Origin of the sequence: Candidatus Acididesulfobacter guangdongensis (genome assembly GCA_004195045.1) — a bacterium.
GTDB lineage: Bacteria > SZUA-79 > SZUA-79 > Acidulodesulfobacterales > Acidulodesulfobacteraceae > Acididesulfobacter > Acididesulfobacter guangdongensis.
In genome coordinates this window covers 65,353-83,803 of sequence record SGBC01000001.1, presented here as the reverse complement: position 1 = coordinate 83,803, position 18,451 = coordinate 65,353, and the positions used below count along the sequence as shown (strand labels likewise).

At 32.2% G+C, this 18,451-nt stretch carries 15 protein-coding genes; 13 read left to right on the top strand and 2 right to left on the bottom strand.

Features of this window, described 5'->3' with window-relative positions:
* Positions 1–119 precede the first annotated feature (119 nt).
* The 4 genes from EVJ46_00450 (at position 120) to larC (ending at position 5,615) form a co-directional block, all read left to right on the top strand.
* A complete protein-coding gene (locus tag EVJ46_00450; protein ID RZD16746.1) occupies positions 120–818 on the top strand; it encodes a hypothetical protein in 699 nt (232 codons plus the stop codon).
* A 126-nt stretch (positions 819–944) separates the two neighbouring features.
* Positions 945–2,582 carry a methionine--tRNA ligase gene (locus EVJ46_00445; protein RZD16745.1) on the top strand — a complete coding sequence of 546 codons (1,638 nt, stop codon included), beginning with the start codon at positions 945–947 and terminating at the stop codon, positions 2,580–2,582.
* Between the two features lie 124 nt (positions 2,583–2,706).
* On the top strand, positions 2,707–4,152 hold the full coding sequence (locus tag EVJ46_00440; protein ID RZD16744.1) for a YchF/TatD family DNA exonuclease: 1,446 nt from the start codon (positions 2,707–2,709) through the stop codon (positions 4,150–4,152).
* A 152-nt stretch (positions 4,153–4,304) separates the two neighbouring features.
* On the top strand, positions 4,305–5,615 hold the full coding sequence (gene larC, locus EVJ46_00435) for a nickel pincer cofactor biosynthesis protein LarC (GenBank protein RZD16743.1): 1,311 nt from the start codon (positions 4,305–4,307) through the stop codon (positions 5,613–5,615).
* Positions 5,616–5,886: 271 nt separating this feature from the next.
* Here larC and EVJ46_00430 read toward each other — a convergent pair whose 3' ends face one another.
* Positions 5,887–6,852 (bottom strand): HD domain-containing protein, encoded by a 966-nt coding sequence (locus EVJ46_00430; protein RZD16742.1) that lies wholly within the window; start codon positions 6,850–6,852, stop codon positions 5,887–5,889.
* A gap of 426 nt (positions 6,853–7,278) precedes the next feature.
* Between EVJ46_00430 and EVJ46_00425 the strand changes: the two genes are divergently transcribed.
* The 3 genes from EVJ46_00425 (at position 7,279) to EVJ46_00415 (ending at position 9,991) form a co-directional block, all read left to right on the top strand.
* Complete coding sequence (locus tag EVJ46_00425; protein ID RZD16741.1) at positions 7,279–8,316, top strand: rod shape-determining protein; 1,038 nt, start codon at positions 7,279–7,281, stop codon at positions 8,314–8,316.
* Between the two features lie 333 nt (positions 8,317–8,649).
* The gene (gene mreC / locus EVJ46_00420) at positions 8,650–9,474 is read left to right on the top strand and encodes a rod shape-determining protein MreC (GenBank protein RZD16740.1); all 825 of its coding nucleotides are present in this window, start codon (positions 8,650–8,652) and stop codon (positions 9,472–9,474) included.
* A 202-nt stretch (positions 9,475–9,676) separates the two neighbouring features.
* Entirely contained in the window at positions 9,677–9,991 is a 315-nt protein-coding gene (locus tag EVJ46_00415) for a hypothetical protein (protein ID RZD16739.1), read from the top strand.
* A gap of 114 nt (positions 9,992–10,105) precedes the next feature.
* Here the strand turns inward: EVJ46_00415 and larB are convergent, their stop codons facing one another.
* Entirely contained in the window at positions 10,106–10,882 is a 777-nt protein-coding gene (larB, locus tag EVJ46_00410; GenBank protein ID RZD16738.1) for a nickel pincer cofactor biosynthesis protein LarB, read from the bottom strand.
* A 58-nt stretch (positions 10,883–10,940) separates the two neighbouring features.
* Between larB and EVJ46_00405 the strand changes: the two genes are divergently transcribed.
* From EVJ46_00405 to EVJ46_00380, 6 genes are all read left to right on the top strand, one after another.
* Entirely contained in the window at positions 10,941–11,966 is a 1,026-nt protein-coding gene (locus tag EVJ46_00405) for a hypothetical protein (protein ID RZD16737.1), read from the top strand.
* 41 nt (positions 11,967–12,007) lie between these two features.
* On the top strand, positions 12,008–12,889 hold the full coding sequence (gene larE / locus EVJ46_00400) for an ATP-dependent sacrificial sulfur transferase LarE (GenBank protein ID RZD16736.1): 882 nt from the start codon (positions 12,008–12,010) through the stop codon (positions 12,887–12,889).
* 209 nt (positions 12,890–13,098) lie between these two features.
* A complete protein-coding gene (gene mrdA, locus EVJ46_00395; protein ID RZD16735.1) occupies positions 13,099–14,997 on the top strand; it encodes a penicillin-binding protein 2 in 1,899 nt (632 codons plus the stop codon).
* A gap of 67 nt (positions 14,998–15,064) precedes the next feature.
* On the top strand, positions 15,065–16,171 hold the full coding sequence (rodA, locus tag EVJ46_00390) for a rod shape-determining protein RodA (GenBank protein RZD16734.1): 1,107 nt from the start codon (positions 15,065–15,067) through the stop codon (positions 16,169–16,171).
* Between the two features lie 219 nt (positions 16,172–16,390).
* Entirely contained in the window at positions 16,391–16,882 is a 492-nt protein-coding gene (locus tag EVJ46_00385) for a phosphatidylglycerophosphatase A (GenBank protein ID RZD16733.1), read from the top strand.
* A gap of 158 nt (positions 16,883–17,040) precedes the next feature.
* Positions 17,041–18,294, top strand: coding sequence for a nicotinamide-nucleotide amidohydrolase family protein (locus EVJ46_00380; GenBank protein ID RZD16732.1), 1,254 nt, complete (start codon positions 17,041–17,043; stop codon positions 18,292–18,294).
* The last annotated feature ends 157 nt before the right edge of the window (positions 18,295–18,451 follow it).

The window sequence follows — 18,451 nt, the reverse complement described above, 5'->3', positions numbered from 1 at the left end:
GAATATACACAATAATTAAAGTATATATGGGTTTTATGAGATTAATATAAAATAAATAACTAACAATTAAAATAATAATAAATAAAATAATAATAAAATTGAAATAAAACATAAAAAATATGAGAACAGTAAAAATAAAACTTTATGAAGGCGCTGAATCCGAAGAATTCAATGCATGCGCTTTAAATATCGCAATCGGGGACAGGGTTTTGGTTAAAAAGAAAGGTAAAATTTTTCTCGGTATTGTATCAGAGACGCCTGAAATTAAAGATAATAAGCAGGACTTGCCGAGCAGCGCAGAGCAGATGTCTCTGGTATTAAGAAAAGTCAACGGCAATGAAGATGTAAGTGCGTTTCAGTATCATCCCAAAGAAGATGAAGGATTTGTTTTTTGCAATCAACGAGTTAAAGAATTAGGCTTGTCGATGAAACTTCTTAAGGTTAAATATCTTCCGTCAGAAAATAAGATGATTTTTTATTACAGCGCCGAAGAAAGAGTTGATTTTAGAGAGCTAGTCAAGATTATGGCGGCAAAATTCCATTTAAGAATAGAGATGCGCCAGATAAATATACGCGATGAGTGTAAACTTCTGGGCGGAATAGGTTTGTGCGGCAGAATGTATTGCTGCAATTCAGTCATAAAAGAACTTGCACCTATAACTCTTAAGGCTGCAAGCGCCAAGTTTCAAAAACAGAATTCAGGGAGAATGATAGGTTCTTGCGGCAGACTTTTATGCTGTTTTATGTTTTGTTCCTCTGATGATGACGGCTGCGGATGCGGCGGCAATGCAGAGATTAAAGAAGATATTCCGGCTTAGGCTTCTTTCGCTTAAAGGATTACAATTTGTCTCCGTCATCAAGGACACGCAGTCTTTTTGCAATACATATGATGAAAATATTTAATAAATAAGTTAATAAATAAATCAAAATTAAAAGTTAAAAAAATGAAAAATAAAGGCAATTTTTTTTATATAACCACGCCTATATATTATGTTAATGATATACCGCACATAGGGCATGCCTATTCTACGGTATCTGCCGATATACTTGCAAGATTTAAGAGACTTTCCGGATTTAATGTATTATTTCTGACCGGTACGGACGAGCATGGATTAAAAATAGAAAAGGAAGCTCTATCCAGAGGCATATCCCCCAAAGAACTTGCGGATAATGTCCATATAAAATTTAAAGAACTTTTTAATTCTTTAGATATTTCTTACGACAGATTTATCAGAACTACCGACGAAGACCACGTTAAAACAGTGCAAAGAGTTTTTTCGGAACTTATTTCTAAAGGGGATATATACCTTTCAGATTATGAAGGCTGGTACTGCACCCCATGCGAAACTTTTTTAACCGAAAAATCTCTTTTAAACGGAAATTGTCCGGAGTGCGGGAGACCTGTTGAAAGAATAAAAGAAAAAAGTTATTTTTTAAGATTGAAAAAATATGAAGAAAAACTATTAAAATATATTGATGAGAATCCTGATTTTATTAAACCGTCTTTCAGGAAAAACGAAGTAGTAAGTTTTATCAAAGAAGGATTAAACGATTTAAGCGTATCAAGGACGTCTTTTAAATGGGGAATTCCGGTAAGCGAAAATAACGAACATGTTATTTATGTTTGGTTTGACGCTCTAATTAATTATTTGACCGGAGCAGGCTATTTAAATTATCGAAAAGATGATAAATATAAAGAAGAAAATGATTTAGCTAATGCCGATGGCAAGAAGACGAATTGCAATTATAACGGCGAAAATGAAAATAAGTTCATTAATTATTTCGGCAGTCTTCATCATATTATAGGGAAGGATATACTTAAATTTCATACGGTATATTGGCCTATTATGCTGTTAGCCTTAGATATTCCTCTTCCGAAGACGGTTTTCGCTCACGGATGGTGGCTCATGGACGGCAAAAAGATGTCGAAATCATTAGGCAATGTTGTTAATCCGGTTGAAGTCGTAAATACTTACGGAGAAGATCCGCTGCGCTATTATCTTATGAGGGAGGTTACTTTCGGTCTTGACGGGGATTTTACGTTGAAAAATTTTACAACAAGGTATAATTCAGAGCTTGCTAATGATTTAGGCAACTTAGTTTCAAGGCTTTTAGCGATGATTAAGAAATATAGAAACGGTGTTGTACCGATATCTGCGGAAATTAATACGGACTTAATTGATTATGCCTTAACTTTGCGAGATTCTTTAGATAAAAGATACGAAAATTTTGAATTTTCCAAAATTTTAGAAGATGCTTTTTTATTTATAAATAAAGTTAATAAATATATAAATGACAGCGCTCCATGGAAAATAGACGTCAATAATGAAACTGAAAACAAATTTTTAGATTCGGTATTGAGAAGTTCTATTATTTCGGTATATTATATCTCTTATTTTATTTATCCGTTTATGCCAGGTACATCGGATAAAATAAATTTCATGCTGAACGTCAAGTTTTTTTCAGACGGCGGTCAATTTCCCGTACCGGAGGATGTATTTAAAGAAGGTTTTAAAATATCTGATGAAAGCGTTATGCTTTTCCCTAGATTAAATATATCCGGCGGTAAAAATCAGGGATAACCCGCTTTTATATAATAATAAGAAACAACGTTTTAAGAAATGGCGCAGCCGCCAGCTGATACCAATATAATATTTTGGACTTAATTCACAACATCAATTAACGCAGTAATATAGGATTGCAGTTATGATAGATTCGCATTGCCATTTAGAAATGAAAGATTTTGATGCAGACCGTTCTGCCGTATTTGAAAACATGGAAAAATTCGGTATAACTCATGCTATATCCATAGGTTCTTTAGCAGAAAACGAAAGATTGGAAAAAACGATTCAGATTGTCAATGAGCACGGCAATATATTTACAACACTCGGAGTTCATCCAAAAAGTAATTATAAGAGTCTTAGCGATATAAAAAATTTGTTTGAAATAAATTTTTCAAATTTAAAAGAAAAGGTTGTTGCTATTGGAGAGATAGGGCTTGACTATTTTGAAGAGGTCGAAAAGACGGGTAAAAATACGATAGATAAAAAAAAGCAGGAAGAGCTGTTCAGATTTCAGATTGAGCTTGCGTTAGCCAATAAACTTCCCATCGCCGTTCATATAAGGGATGCTTACGACGAAGCATATGAAATTTTAAAAAACTATCATAATTCCGATTATTTATTTTACGGAGGGGTTATTCACTGTTTTTCAGGTAAAAATATTGAAGAAGCCGATAAATTTTTAGACCTGGGATATTTTATTTCAATAGCCGGCAAGATAACGTATAGAAAAAATCAGCACTTAAGAGAAATTGCAAAAGTCCTCCCCGATGAAAAAATATTAATAGAAACAGACAGCCCTTTTCTTGCTCCGCAAAAATACCGGGGAAAAAGAAACGAACCGTCTTATGTAAGATTTATAGCTGAAACAATAGCAAACGAAAAAAATATTGAGTTGGAAAAATTTAAAGAATTAACAGTGCAGAATACCGTGAATCTGTTTTCTCTTAGCGGCGTAGATAATTTTTATCCTGCCGTAGCCTATAAAATCAGAGATTCAATTTACGTTAATCTTACGAATAACTGCACAAATCAATGTATTTTTTGCCCTAAATATCAGAACGGCGCGATAAATTTTAATGTAAAAGGATACAATCTTGAATTAAAACATGAACCATCTGAAGCCGAGGTTTTAGCATCTATTTTTCATTATTACAATTTTAAAGAGGTTGTATTTTGCGGACTAGGAGAACCGACTTTGCGTTTGAACGTTCTTAAAAAAGTCGCGGCACATCTTAAAAATAAAGGAATTTATGTAAGACTTGATACCGACGGGCTTGCTAATGCCGTTTATGGCAGGAATGTGGCGAAAGAGCTGGGAGAATATATAGACGGTATAAGCATAAGTCTTAATGCCGCCGACAGCGATTATTACAATGCAATTTGCAGACCACAGATAAAGAAAAATAGCGTCTCAGGCATTAACCCTTTTAACTCAATTTTAGAATTTATAGACGAATCGAAAAAATATATAAATGACGTTGCGGTTTCGGCAGTAGGGTTAAAAGATTTAAACATAGAAAAAGTAAAAAAAATAGCGGAAGAAAAAAAGGTAAAATTTAAATTTCGTAAATATAATGATGTCGGATAAAAAATTGTCGGATAAAAATCCAACTCTGTTTAACAATTTGTGCTGATTGAATTTAATCCTATGTATTGTATTGATTTGATTTAATTTTATTTTGTTTGTTTATTTTAATTTTAAATATTGTCTCATTGGTTATATTATATATCGGTTGCGCCATGAATCAAAACACTATCTATATTGACTGTTTTAGCGGCGTATCAGGCGATAAATTCCTGAGCGCTTTATATAATTTAGATTTAATCAAAGAAAAGCAATTATGCGATGCAGTAGATAATTTGAATATACAGAATTTTTCTTCAAAAGACATTTTTTTTGAAGAAACGCAGAAAAAAGGTTTTCGCGGGTTATTCCTTAGAATAAATCAAGATAAAATATCCGTAAAATTCAAAACAGTAAACGAAGTAGATAAGCAGATTAATTTAATTAATTTTAAAAATGATATTAAAAACGACATACGCCTGATTTATAATATTTTATTTGAGGCAGAAGGATATATCCACGGAAAATCTTTAAAAGAACTGCATCTTCATGAAGTTGCAAGCATCGATACCCTTATAGACGTATCATTGTCCGCTTTTATTATTAACGAACTTAATTTAAAAAATAACGGAAATTATAATATAATCTGTTCTAAAATAAACTTAGGTTCAGGCATTATAGATATCTCGCACGGTACTTTATCGGTGCCTCCTCCGGCAGTTTCCTATATATTAAAAGAAGTGCCGGTTTACGGTTTTGGCGATGATACCGAGTTAACCACGCCCACCGGAGCTGCGCTTATTAAATATTACGCAGGCGGATTCAGCGAAAAAATACCATCAATGGAAATTATTTCAGAAGGTTACGGCTGCGGGTCGAAAGACCTGAACAGATTGGCGAATATTTTGAGAATTTTTTACGGAAAATTAAATAAACATTCTTCTTTAAGCTGCAATTCTGATAACAGCGGCAGCTGCGACGACATTAGCCATTACAAAAATAATATTGACGGCGGCAATAATCCGCAAATTCCAGATATGACGGATATGATGAATTACGGAGAAATCGTTGAAATGCAGTGTAATATTGACGATATGAATCCGGAGATATATGATTTTGTTATCGAAAAATTATTTAAAAACGGGGCAGCAGATGTTTTTCTCACACCGGTAATAATGAAAAAAAATAGACCCGGCATTGTTTTGAATGTTTTATGCGATGTTCCGTCAATAAAGAAATTATCGGCGGTTATAATGGAAGAAACCACTACTATAGGGGTCAGAATAGCAATAAAAGATAAAATTTATATAGACAGATTTACGGAAGAGATAAATACTCCATACGGTACAATCAAAGTTAAAGTATCTAAATTAGGAAATAAAATCCTGAATAAAAAACCCGAATATGAAAACTTAAAAAAAATAGCGCTAAACAATAATGTTTCTTTAAAGGAAGTTTATAGCGTCGTCAACAGAATAATTAAATGACTGAATAACAAGACTCTTTCAATCACTTTAGTCCTGCAATAGAAAATATTTATGCATTTCTTTGCTCGGTTAAGCAATAAAGGAAAAGGTGTCAGATTTATTTTTTTGCATATAGAGTAGTTCAATTAACAAAGAAAATATTTGCAAAAAAATAAATCTGACACCTTTTCCGAGCAGATATTGACGGCAATCAGCGGCAATCGGTATCGGTATACGGCTGCGATATGATATGAGGAAAAAAAGTATATATTCCAATTAAACTAAATATGAATTAAACTAAATATGATTTTGAATCCAGAATATACCTGTCTAAATGCTTTGAATAATTGCTCCAGTAGGAAACTTTGGCGGTTTCTTCCGTTAACCCTTCAAATTGATTTACTCTTGCATCCATATTGTCTATAAAATGCAATATAAGGGCTTCAATAGTTTTAGGTCTTTTAGGCGAACCGAATTCCAATTCTCCGTGATGCGAAGCGATAGAATGTAAAATAATAATTTTTAAATTTTCAGGGAAACCTTTTATAGATTCTATTCTTTTACTTATACAGTTGATGCCTAATACTATATGCCCCAGAAGTCTTCCTTCGTCAGAATATTCCGCTATATTTTTATTAAATCTCAATTCCTGTATTTTACCGGCGTCATGCAAAAAACAGCTTGCCAGCATCACATCTTTATTTACGGAATCTTTATAGTGCATAGACATTAAAAGACCGGCTTTTACGATACTGAGAGTGTGCTCCAGAAGACCGCCTATATATGCATGATGTATAGATTTGGCAGCGGGCAGAGATTTTAATTTATCCGTATAATGTTCATCGTTAAGAAATGAATTTATGAGTTCGCTGATATATTTATCCTTAATATTTTCCCTTAATATAGTGCATAACTCCAAATACATATCATCTATATTAAACCTTGAAGACCTTAGAAAAAGGCATAAATCGCCGCTAGTGACGTCTATTTTTTCCGCATCTGAAATATTGAGCTGCAATTCATTTTGAAAAACGCTGGTTTTTGATTTAATTCTTATAAAATCTCCGGCTTCAAAAATATTTGCAAATTTTTGAGTGTTGTCCCAGATATTGGCTTTTATATCGCCGGTTTTATCGGATAATTTAAGAGATATATAATCTTTACCTGTTTTTCCTTTCAATAATGATTTATTTTTTACTAAAAAAATTGAATCTGCTTTTTCATTTTCTTTTAAATCCGATATGAATAATTTATCCATGATAAGTAAATAAATATGTTTAATATTTATATTTTAATAAGTAAATGTTTTTAATATTTATATTTTTAAAAAACTAAAGAAAATAATTTATGAAAATCTCTGATTTAATAATCAAATTTTATGATAGCAGATAATTTTACAAAAATCAAAGCAATGGATTAAATTTTTATTTTTTTAATTTTTTTGTTGCTAAAAACGGTAATAATCTGATATAACATTAAATTACCATATAAAAAATTAATTTCATTTATTCCGGGTTTATTTATTGTTTTTTATTATTAATATGCTTATTGTTAATATATATTTGTTATATAATCTAAGTTGACCTTAAAGTTCAATTTAATTTTCAATTTAATAATTATATACATATATATATCTAAATTTAATCTATAATCTATAAAAAAATATTTATAAAGAGGTTGAAGTATGTTTATCGATAATATAATAGGAGTTTTTTCACAAGATCTTGCAATAGATTTAGGAACTGCAAATACCTTAATATATGTGAAAGATAAAGGTATTGTTTCAAACGAACCTTCCGTTGTTGCTGTTCACATAGATTCAAGAGGAGAAAAGAAAATTTTGTCGGTCGGCAAGGATGCAAAAAAAATGCTTGGCAGAACGCCCGGCAACATTCAGGCAATCAGACCGATGAAAGATGGAGTTATTGCAGATTTTGAAGTAGTAGAGGCTATGCTTAAATATTTCATAAGAAAAATACATAATAGGAAAACTTTAGTCAGACCGAGAATTATTATAGCGGTTCCATCAGGCATTACCGCCGTCGAAAGAAGAGCGGTGAGGGAATCGGCAGAGGCTGCGGGAGCCAGAGTAGTTTATCTGATAGAAGAGCCTGTCGCTGCGGCGATAGGAGCAGGATTGCCGATAACGGAAGCTGCCGGAAATATGATAGTGGATATAGGCGGAGGGACTACCGAAGTTGCGGTTATTTCAATGTCCGGTATTGTTTATGCAAAATCCATAAGGGTTGGCGGCGACAAGATAGACGATTCTATAATTCAATATGTGAAGAAAAAATATAATCTCCTTATCGGCGACAGAACGGCAGAACTGATTAAAATGACGATAGGCACAGCTTACCCCACCGAAGAAATATCTACGATGAATATAAAAGGCAGGGACCTTCTTAGCGGGATCCCTAAAATAGTCGAGATTACTTCGGCTGAAATCTATGAAGCGATATCTGAGCCCGTATCCCAAATTGTCGATGCGGTTAAAACTACGCTCGAAAAAATTCCGCCGGAACTTTCTTCCGATATTGTTGACAGAGGTATTGCTCTTGCGGGCGGAGGCGCTCTTTTAAAAAATATAGATATTTTAATAAGAGAGAATACGGAACTGCCGGTTATTATCGCGGACGACCCTCTTACTTGCGTTGTAAGGGGCGCAGGTATGGCGTTAGACGAACTGAATATATTAAAAGATATTGTTCTTGAAAATTAGCGTGAAAATAGTTGATGATATTTAATAGCAATTAATAAATTAATATCTTATTAATTGGTTAAAAATTAATGAAAACAGATAAAAAACATATTAAAAAAACCAGAACCAATTGATAAAACAATTATATCATTACAAGAAAATAAAAAATCATATATATTTTTTTGCCAATTATTTAAAAATGAATTATTTATTTAACCGTATTTCATCGCCGGCAGATTTTGATAAATGCAATTTAGCAATAACGGCGTGATAATAGCAACGTTCATGAAAAAGCTGTTTTAAATTCTAATAACTAGGTGTTTCAACAGTACCTGCAATATAATAAAAATATCCATGCAAAAAGGGTTTAAAAAATTTTTTAAAAAAAATAAAGATATTTTTTTGCTGATATTAGTCGTGATTATCGCCGCCGTCATATTTTTAGCTCACTTGAACAGCAAGAAATATAACGGTATATTGTCAGGACCCATTTACGGCAGTATATATTTTATTTATAGAATTGCGGATTATCCGGTAAAGTTATCTTCTAATATTTTTTCGAACTATATTGATTTAATATCTATAAAAAAAGACAATAAAATTCTTCTGAAGCAAAATAATATTCTTAAAGAAAAACTTTATAAATTAAATACCTATAAAGTAGAAAACAGCGAGCTTAGAAAACTTCTTAATTTAAAAAGAAATATTATTTCAAAAAAAACTATATCTGCAGTTATCACAATTCACGGCATACAATCGTGGTTCAGAAGTTTTTATATAAACAAAGGACGGCATAGCGGAATTAAAATCGGGGAAGGAATTGTTTCGGACAGCGGAGTTATAGGAAGAATTATTAAAGCGGGACGCTATTATTCAAAAGCTATCGCTATTACAAATCCAAAATGCGCATTTTCGGTAGTTGACGCCAAAACCGGAGTTGTAGGTATAGCGAAAGGTATAGGAAACGGTTATCTAAAGATTAAATTTATTTTTTCTACCCAGAAGGCTTATATCGGGGATACTATTTTGACTTCCGGGTTAGGCGGGGTCTTTACGGCAGGATTGCCCGTCGGTCATATAGTTAAAATTACAAGCAAGCCTAACGATATATTTAAAAAAATAATAGTAGAGCCTCATAAAAATTTATTTAATTCGAAAAATGTTCTCATTGAGAGATAAAATAATAAGAAATGTTTATATAACCCTATTTTCTCTTTTTTTGCTTATTCTTACCCTGATTTTTTCCAATTATTTTGAAAATCCTTTTATTTTACCTAATTTTGCGCTTATTGCTATTATTTATTTTGCTCTTTATTTTAATATTTTTAACGGGCTCATCGCATCTTATCTATTTTTTTACGTATACGGATGTTTTACCGCTATGAACCCTTACACGTATGCTATGGCAGGCGTTATCATTTTTATTTTTGCATTTTATTTATGGAAAAAATTTTTATCGGATAATATAATTTACGAGATTTTTATAACGTTTATATCGTCGGCGCTCTATTATTTTTTAATATTTGCCGTAAGTTTTATTTATTTTAAGTACAGATATAACTTGATTTATTATGTTTTGTTTTATCTGCTGCCTGTTAGCGCTGCTACTTCTATGGTAGCCCCGATAGTCTTTTATTTTTTTAGAAAAATAGATTATTACAGATATAAACGGTCGCAAACCGGATTAAAAATTTAATATTTAGTGATATTTCTAATATATTGTACTATTTCTGCAATATTATGTTATTTTTAATTATATTATTCCTACTGCTAATAATAATAGATAAGCAATATTTTCTATATAAATTTTCTATATATTAATCTTTTTATTAATGATGCTTGCTGCCACGCCGGCGCCGAATCCGTTGTCTATGTTTACCGTTAATAAACCTCCGGAGCAGCTGTTAAGCATAGAAAGAAGAGCCGATATTCCGTTAAATCCGGTTCCATAACCATTAGACGAAGGAACTGCGATGACCGTTGCATCTACTAAACTTGAAATAAAAGTAGGAAGCACGCCGTCCATTCCTGCAACGGCTATGATAACGCCAGCCGATTTGATTTTGTCTATATTATCAAAAATCCTGTGAGTTCCGGCAACTCCTATATCGTAAAGTTTAGATATTTTATTCCCCAAAACTTCCGCCGTAACTGCGGCTTCTTCGGCAACCGGTATATCAGATGTACCTGCGGTAACGATAAGAATATTTCCTTTAAGTTTGCATTCTTCCGGCTGCAGCGGATTTAATACTATAATTTTTGCTTCGTCGTGGTATATTGTTTTTTTGCAGTTCGAAAGAAGAATATTCTTGATTTTATAATTTACTCTCGTAAAAATTACGTTATTTGCAATCCTTTCTAATGTTTTTGCTATTTTTAAAATTTCTGCAGGGGTTTTTCCGTCGCATAAAACTGCTTCAGGTTTGCCTGCTCTTTTAAGGCGGTTAATATCTAACTTTGCAAAATGCAGGTTGATATAATTCGTGTCGGCGCAAGTATCGCTGTCCGTGAAATTTTTGTCAAAAGGCTCCATAAAATTGCTCTTTAATTTAACCTTTAAATTATTTTTTATTTGCATTAAAAACATAAGACGTATAAAATTATATATTATATTTAATTTTAAAAAATTAAAAGAGGATTTATTTATGCTTGAGTTTTTAAGAAGATTTTACGGTTCTTTATTTGGCAAGATAGTGACAATAGTTGTAGGATTTTTATTTATAGTAGGTTTTAGCTTTTTACCGTATATTGTGGGAGGAGGCAGCGCTATATCTCCGCAGAATGTAGCTATGGTTGACGGGAAACCTGTTACGGTAGCTGCATTTTATAGATATTACGGTAATCTTGAAAATTATTACAGAGAATTATATGGCAAAAATATTAATAAGACTATGAAAAAATATATAGCCGGCAAAGCATTATCTTCTATTGTCGCAGATAAAGTTTTAGAAAATAGAGCTAATAATTTTGGCGTCAGCGTTTCTAAGCATTATCTCGCAAATAAAATAGCCGGTATTTACGCATTTCAAAAAAACGGAAATTTCAGCAATAAAGCCTTTACAGCTGTTCTTGCCCAGAATCATATGACGCAGGCTATTTTTGAAAAACATTATAAACACGCAATCGATAGGCATTTTATGCGTGCAATTATTCAGAGTTCTTTTAGTTTTAATAAACAGCAGATTGCCGATAATTATATATTGCAGAATAAATCAGTTGCTTTTGAAGCAGCTATTTTCAAGACCAAAAACGCTGCTTATAAGTTTATTAAAAAAATTGTTCTTTCTAACAGCGGATTTAAAAAACTGGCAATTCAATTTAAAGCCAAGATTGTTAATTTTCCGTTGCAGACGGATACTCAATTAATTGCTTCAAATAAATTTAAAAAATATAACTTCAACGGTACAGTGCTGCAGGCGGCGTCATCCGGTATTCAAGGCAAGATTTCATTAGTTCCAATCTCTATAAAATCCGGATTTACGGTATTGAAAATAAAACATATTCACTTTCCTGCTTTTAAACTTACGCCGCAAAAAAAGTTTGCCGCGTACAGAAATTATATGTTTGAGAAGCAGACTGAATTTTTAGATGATTACGTAACATACCTTGAATCTAAATCGCACATAAAATATAATATTCCATTAATAAATAAAATAATGCAGCGTGTGTAAGAACGAATTTACGGATAAAAAAATAAAAAATGTGAACAATTATGAATACTGTTATAGATACGGAAATTTCAATAAGTACTGCAGCTTCAACATATACAGCGGATAAAATGATAGAAATAGATGACAATTTATTGCAAAAAATAGAAAAGATTCAAACGATCCTCGGCAGCGAAAAAAAAATTGCCGTCGCATACAGCGGAGGGGTCGATTCAACTTTTCTATTATTTATTGCCGGAAAAACGCTCGGCGCCGAAAATGTACTGGCTGTTACCGGTAATTCCTTTACAATACCTGGCAGAGAAATTGAGTTCTGTAAAAAAAAAACGTTTGAATTAGGCGTAAAGCATATTATAGTTAAAACTAAAGAGTATTTAGACGAATCATATTTAAAAAATGATTATTTAAGATGTTATTTTTGTAAAATTGCATTATTTAAGACCATAAGACCTTATATTCCAGAGGGCTATAAATTGTCCGTCGGAACTAACGCCGAGGACGAGGCTAATTTTAAAGATAGACCGGGAATGAAAGCCGAAAAAGAATTTAATGTCATATCTCCTTTAAAAGAAGCAGGTTTTTTTAAAAATGATATAAGAAATGCTTCTAAATTTTTTAGGCTTGATACGTGGGACAAACCTCAAATGGCTTGTCTGGCGTCAAGAATACCATTCGGCAGCATTGTAACGGAAGAAAAAATTAAAATGGTTGAAAGGGCTGAAGATGTGCTGATGCAAAACGGATTTAACGAAGTAAGGATAAGACATTATGGAAAACTGGCAAAAATTGAAGTTCCTTCGGCGCAGATTAATAACCTGATGCAATATGAATCATTATCTGATATTATATCAAAAATAAAAGAAATAGGATTTAAAACAGTTGCGGTAGATATTGAAGGAATAAATCACAGCGGACTTAATTTATAAATTTTATTTAGTCTTATTAAATTTTATTATAAATATAATATGAGATACGCCGCAACTATGTAGATACTGCTAAAATATAGTCATATTTCTGCTTAGTGCCGATTAAGAAAATTTACCTTTTTTAAAATTAAAAATACATTTTTACATATTATTTTTTATATTATTTTTTATATTATTTTTTATATTTTATTATTAACTATATCTTTAATATGTCTTCTGCATTTAACGAAAACGGGATATTTAATAGCCAAAAAAAAAGATTAAATTTTATTGCGTTGATTTTTTCGGTGATATGTTTATTGATTATTGCAAGAATATTTTTTTTGCAGGTTATCAACGGAAATCATTATTATTATCTTGCTAAAAATAATGCTACAAGGATAATATATCTGCCGGCGCCGAGAGGATATATATTATCTGACACAGGCAAGATTATGGTTGATAATGAATCGTCTTTCAATATTGCCGTAACTGTAGCTCATACAAAGTCGTTAAAAAGAGAACTTCATTTAATTGCTTCCATGTTTCATAAAAAATATTCCAGATTGTACAAAATAGTAAAAAAAGAAGAATTTATACCTGATTATGATTCAATAGTTTTAATAAGAAATCTGTCTATAAAAAATTTATCTGTTTTTGAGGTTAATAAACTCTATCTCCCCGGTTTTTTTATAGAAAAAATACCTATAAGACATTATAAATATGGAGATATAGGAGCGCAAATATTCGGGTACGTCGGTTTAGTCTCTTCTGAACAATTAAAAGAAAAAAAATATTCGTATGTTAATCCTTCCGATATTATCGGAGAAACAGGATTGGAATATTATTATCAAAAATATTTACACGGAAAAGACGGAGAAAAAAGGGTTGTAGTGAATTCGTTCGGTAAAAGCGAAGGAAAAGTCGTGGTCGAAAAGCCTAAAATGGGGGATAATGTATATACTACGCTCGATCTTACTTTAGAAAAACTTGCATATAAACTTATGAAAAAAAAAGAGGGTGCCGTAATTGCAATGAATCCGAATAACGGAAAAATTCTTGCTATGGTATCTACCCCTTCTTTTAATCCTGTTTATTTTTCCAAGGGTATTTCAACAAAAGAATGGGATAAAATTATAAATAACGACGAACATCCTCTTCAAAATAAAGCTATACAAAATTCTTTGGCGCCTGGCTCCACGTTTAAAATTGTCGGTGCGCTTGCAGGTCTTGAAACACATCTGATTACACCAAATAAAAAGATTTTTGCAGGTCCTACTTTTAAACTGGGGGACGCGGTGTTTTATAACTGGAATCCCAATCAGGATTCGAAAATAAATTTATATACCGCATTAGAAGAATCCGTAGACACTTATTTTTATTCTATTGCCGTTAGGCTTCATATTTCTCAGATAGCCTATTATGCGCATCTACTTGGATTCGGCAAAAAAACAGGAATTGATCTGCCTGCTGAAAATCCCGGATTTATTCCTACAAGAAAATTAGTTTATAAAGTTTATCATAGAAGATGGTATAAAGGTTCAACGTTATCCTCTATAATCGGACAGAGTTATGTTTCAGTTACCCCTTTGCAACTTGTTGAGGCGTACAGCGCTATCGCAAACGGCGGCTATCTTTACCGTCCTTATATAGTAAGTAAAATTGTATCGAGTTCGGGTAGGATAGTAAAACAGATTAAAAGCAGATTGATAAGACGGATTAAGCTAAAAAGAAGCTATATAAAAGCTATAAAAAAAGGTCTTTACGAAGTGGTAAACGGAAAAAACGGAACTGCCACTAATGGAAGGATAAGAGGCATTTCATTTTGCGGCAAAACCGGAACTGCGCAGATAATCTCAAAAACTTATTCTATTTACGATGCAAAATATATTCCGAGAAAAGATAGGGATAACGCGTGGTTTGTTGGATTTGCCCCGATGAATCATCCAAAAATTGCCGTAGTGGTTCTTGAAATGCACGCAAAATTTCTTGGAGCTCATGCAGCAGTAGTTGCAAAAAAAATAGTTGAAAAATATCTTGAACAGAAAGGCATGTGGAAACCGTCTCTCAAAAAAAGAAAAAATAATAAAAATAAAAATCTTCCAAGTTTTATTTATACAAGTTTTTAGAAAAATTAATATAAAACAAAAATTATAAATATATATAATATAAATTAAAAGTATAACTGATATTTAAATGAAATTATCGGATAACATTAAAAATTTTGATTTTATTTTATTCTTTACGGTAGTAATAATTTCTTTTTTAGGAATAGTTAATCTGCTTGGTTCATTAAGTCTTAATCATCATGAATTGCTTAACTCTTATGTTGTGAAACAGATTATATGGTTCGGAATTTCTTTTTTTGTGCTGTTTGCAATAATATCAATAGATTACAATACTCTTATAGATATTGCATACTATATTTACGGCGTTGTTCTGATTTTAATAATTATAGTTTTAATAAAGGGGAAAATATCGCACGGCGCGTCAAGGTGGATTTCTTTAGGATTGTTTACGATACAGCCCTCAGAACTTATGAAAATAGCGTTAATTCTTGCTTTAGCAAAATATTTTACAGACGCTAAAAAAAAATATTATAAATTAACCGATTTGATGATTCCTTTTTTAATAATTATTATACCTGTTTTACTTATAGCTAAAGAACCGGACCTCGGAACATCGCTTATTGTTTTCTTTGTCGGATGCATTATTGTTTATCTTTCAGGCATCAAAAGGGTTTCAATGGCGATTGCCTTGTTTTTTGCCATTGTTGTATTGCCTGTTATATGGGGACATCTCAAAACTTATCAGAAGAGCAGAATTCTTATATTTTTGCATCCGGCGAAAGCATCCTTAGGCGCTGGCTATAATATTATACAATCTGAAATAGCAGTCGGCGCAGGTAGAATTCTGGGTGACGGATTCAGGCACGGCAGTCAGAGTATATTAAATTTTTTGCCTGCCAAACAGACGGATTTTATATTTTCTACCTATGCCCAGCAGTTCGGATTTATCGGTTCGATAATTTTAATCGGATTATATTTTATTTTAATTATAAGAGGATTTAAAATAGTCTATAATACTAAAAGACTGCCGGCATTTTTACTGGGTTCAGGAGCTTTATTTATAATTACGCTGCACACGGTTATTAATATTGCTATGGCTATCGGTTTATTGCCGGTAGTGGGCGTTCCGCTTCCATTTTTCAGCTACGGAGGAACTTCGCTGATTGTGGATATATCTGCCGTAGCAATATTATTAAACATATCAATGCGGCGATATAAATACCAGTCCGGATAGAAAGAAAAATTAGGGTTTAGGGGCGCAAATCCGCATAAGTCAGGAAATTAAGGGGCATACAATATTTATTTATTTATTTTTATTTTGATTCAATTTTAATTTAATGATAGTTTGTTATAGCGCTGGTTTGATAAAACTGTAATAATACAGGGAAAGATTAAAAATTAAAAAAATAGCTATCGTGTTCGAATTAATAGCATAAAGCGGGATGCAACAGTAATGTATAAAAATAAAAATTTTATAGACAGCATATCTATATTTTTTGCAACTTTCTTTTATGTCGGATATTTTCCGTACGGTCCCGGAACTGCCGGAACTTTTGCCTCTATGGTTCTATATTTTCTCTTTTTTCATTATCTGACCTTTTCAGGTTATATTATATTATGTATCGTGTTGTTTTTTGCGGGAATATTTTTTTCTTCAAGAGCAGAAAAAATTATTGGTAAAAAAGACCCTTCAGAAGTTGTAATAGATGAGGTTGAAGGTTATTTAATCACTATGCTCGGAGCTTTTTGGGCGCCTTTTTCGATACTATATATTTTAATAGGATTTTTATTATTTAGAATTTTTGATATAATTAAACCGTTTCCTATCGGCGCCGCAGACAAACGTATCGGCGGAGGCATAGGCATCATGCTTGACGATGTCATAGCCGCGGTTATTTCCGCAGTGCTTTTAAGATTGATAATTGTTATAATTGTAGGTCTGTAAAACTTAATATCATTATATATCATTATATATTATTATAAAGATGCATAACGCGCATGAAGAAATGAAAATACACAATTTGTTAAATAATTTATTAAATAAATAAATATATATAATAAAAATATACAGGGTATATATTTAAAATAATTTCCTATAACTTAATGGATGATATTAAGATATTAATTATTGCCGATAATTACGATTTTAAAAAAGCAGGCGAGATTCTTTTAGATTTTTCGGATACGCTTGCCGATTATAATTTGAAATTTAAAGAAGCGGTATGTCTTCCAGACGACTCATCAGACAGTATTTATAAAGTCTTGTCGTATATGCTGACGGGAGATTCCTCGGCAATATTGGTTTGCGGCGGTTTAAAAGAAGATTTGAATATTACGTCTGAAATGGTATCGAATGTATTAAAAAGGGAGCTGATAAAAAGCAAAGATGCGCTGGATTTGATGAAACTTGTATATGAATCCAAAGGTAAACAGTATAAATCTGCATATGAAAAATCATGCTATTTTCCAAAAAATTCATTTGTTATTCCTAATCAAAATTCCGGGCTTTCCGGTTTTTACCTGACCGAACCTGTTTTTTTTGCCGCTATGCCTTTAGAACCGGATGATGCAAAGGCAATGTTTAAAAATCATGTACTCGGAAAAATGATAGGGAAATTGGGAATATCTTATTTTATTAAAAAAAGAAAATATAAATTATTCGGTCTTAAAGAAAAAAAGTTTGAAAACAATTTAAAGCGTATAAGCGACAAGTTTGCGGATTTAAAATATTCGTTTGAATTTTCTTATGGTGAAATTATTCTAAGTATTTACGTAAAGGGCATTACAACCCAAAAACTTCAAGACGCTATCAAAGCAATAGACGATATTGTACTTGCGGAGTTTAATAATTTTATTTACGGATATGACGATGATGAATTAGAAACGGTTTGCTCAGCTTTGCTAAAAAAAAATCAAATTACCGTCGCTATTGCAGAGTCGCTAACCGGAGGCTATATTTCTAACAAATTAACCGATCCGCCCGGGGCTTCGGCTTATTTTATTTTAAGCGAGATAGTCTACTCCAATTTTGCGAAGATAAATGAACTGGGCATTGATGAAGATATTATAGAAAAAAATGGAGCGGTATCTTCGGAATGTGCTATACTAATGGCTGAAAATATAAGAAAAAAAGCTTATTCTGATATAGGCGCCGCAGTAACCGGTTTTGCAGGACCCAAAGGAGAATCGGACAACTATCCCGTAGGAACTGTGTTTATAGCTTTATCTTCCGATAATATTCAGGAGGTCAGAAAGTATAATTTTTCAGGCACAAGAAATGAAATAAAGATTTATACCGCCAAAATGGTCCTATTCTGGATTTATAGACTTATGGCATATGCAGGGACGGATAAATAATAAAATGCTGCGGAAACGGGGCGTGGTACGGCGAAGATTATCCGCTGCTTTAGCAATGATGGAGTCGGGCATGCCAAGGCGTAACGCTCATGTAACAATATTGTAAATATAACGTAGCAATAATGTAATCTATTTTTAAAATTATTTTAACTTGATA

Coding starts and splice junctions, on each gene's coding strand:
- EVJ46_00450 (RZD16746.1), top strand. CDS start 120: ATGAGAACAGTAAAAATAAAACTTTATGAAGGCGCTGAATCCGAAGAA.
- EVJ46_00445 (RZD16745.1), top strand. CDS start 945: ATGAAAAATAAAGGCAATTTTTTTTATATAACCACGCCTATATATTAT.
- EVJ46_00440 (RZD16744.1), top strand. CDS start 2,707: ATGATAGATTCGCATTGCCATTTAGAAATGAAAGATTTTGATGCAGAC.
- larC (RZD16743.1), top strand. CDS start 4,305: ATGAATCAAAACACTATCTATATTGACTGTTTTAGCGGCGTATCAGGC.
- EVJ46_00430 (RZD16742.1), bottom strand. CDS start 6,852: ATGGATAAATTATTCATATCGGATTTAAAAGAAAATGAAAAAGCAGAT.
- EVJ46_00425 (RZD16741.1), top strand. CDS start 7,279: ATGTTTATCGATAATATAATAGGAGTTTTTTCACAAGATCTTGCAATA.
- mreC (RZD16740.1), top strand. CDS start 8,650: ATGCAAAAAGGGTTTAAAAAATTTTTTAAAAAAAATAAAGATATTTTT.
- EVJ46_00415 (RZD16739.1), top strand. CDS start 9,677: ATGAACCCTTACACGTATGCTATGGCAGGCGTTATCATTTTTATTTTT.
- larB (RZD16738.1), bottom strand. CDS start 10,882: ATGTTTTTAATGCAAATAAAAAATAATTTAAAGGTTAAATTAAAGAGC.
- EVJ46_00405 (RZD16737.1), top strand. CDS start 10,941: ATGCTTGAGTTTTTAAGAAGATTTTACGGTTCTTTATTTGGCAAGATA.
- larE (RZD16736.1), top strand. CDS start 12,008: ATGAATACTGTTATAGATACGGAAATTTCAATAAGTACTGCAGCTTCA.
- mrdA (RZD16735.1), top strand. CDS start 13,099: ATGTCTTCTGCATTTAACGAAAACGGGATATTTAATAGCCAAAAAAAA.
- rodA (RZD16734.1), top strand. CDS start 15,065: ATGAAATTATCGGATAACATTAAAAATTTTGATTTTATTTTATTCTTT.
- EVJ46_00385 (RZD16733.1), top strand. CDS start 16,391: ATGTATAAAAATAAAAATTTTATAGACAGCATATCTATATTTTTTGCA.
- EVJ46_00380 (RZD16732.1), top strand. CDS start 17,041: ATGGATGATATTAAGATATTAATTATTGCCGATAATTACGATTTTAAA.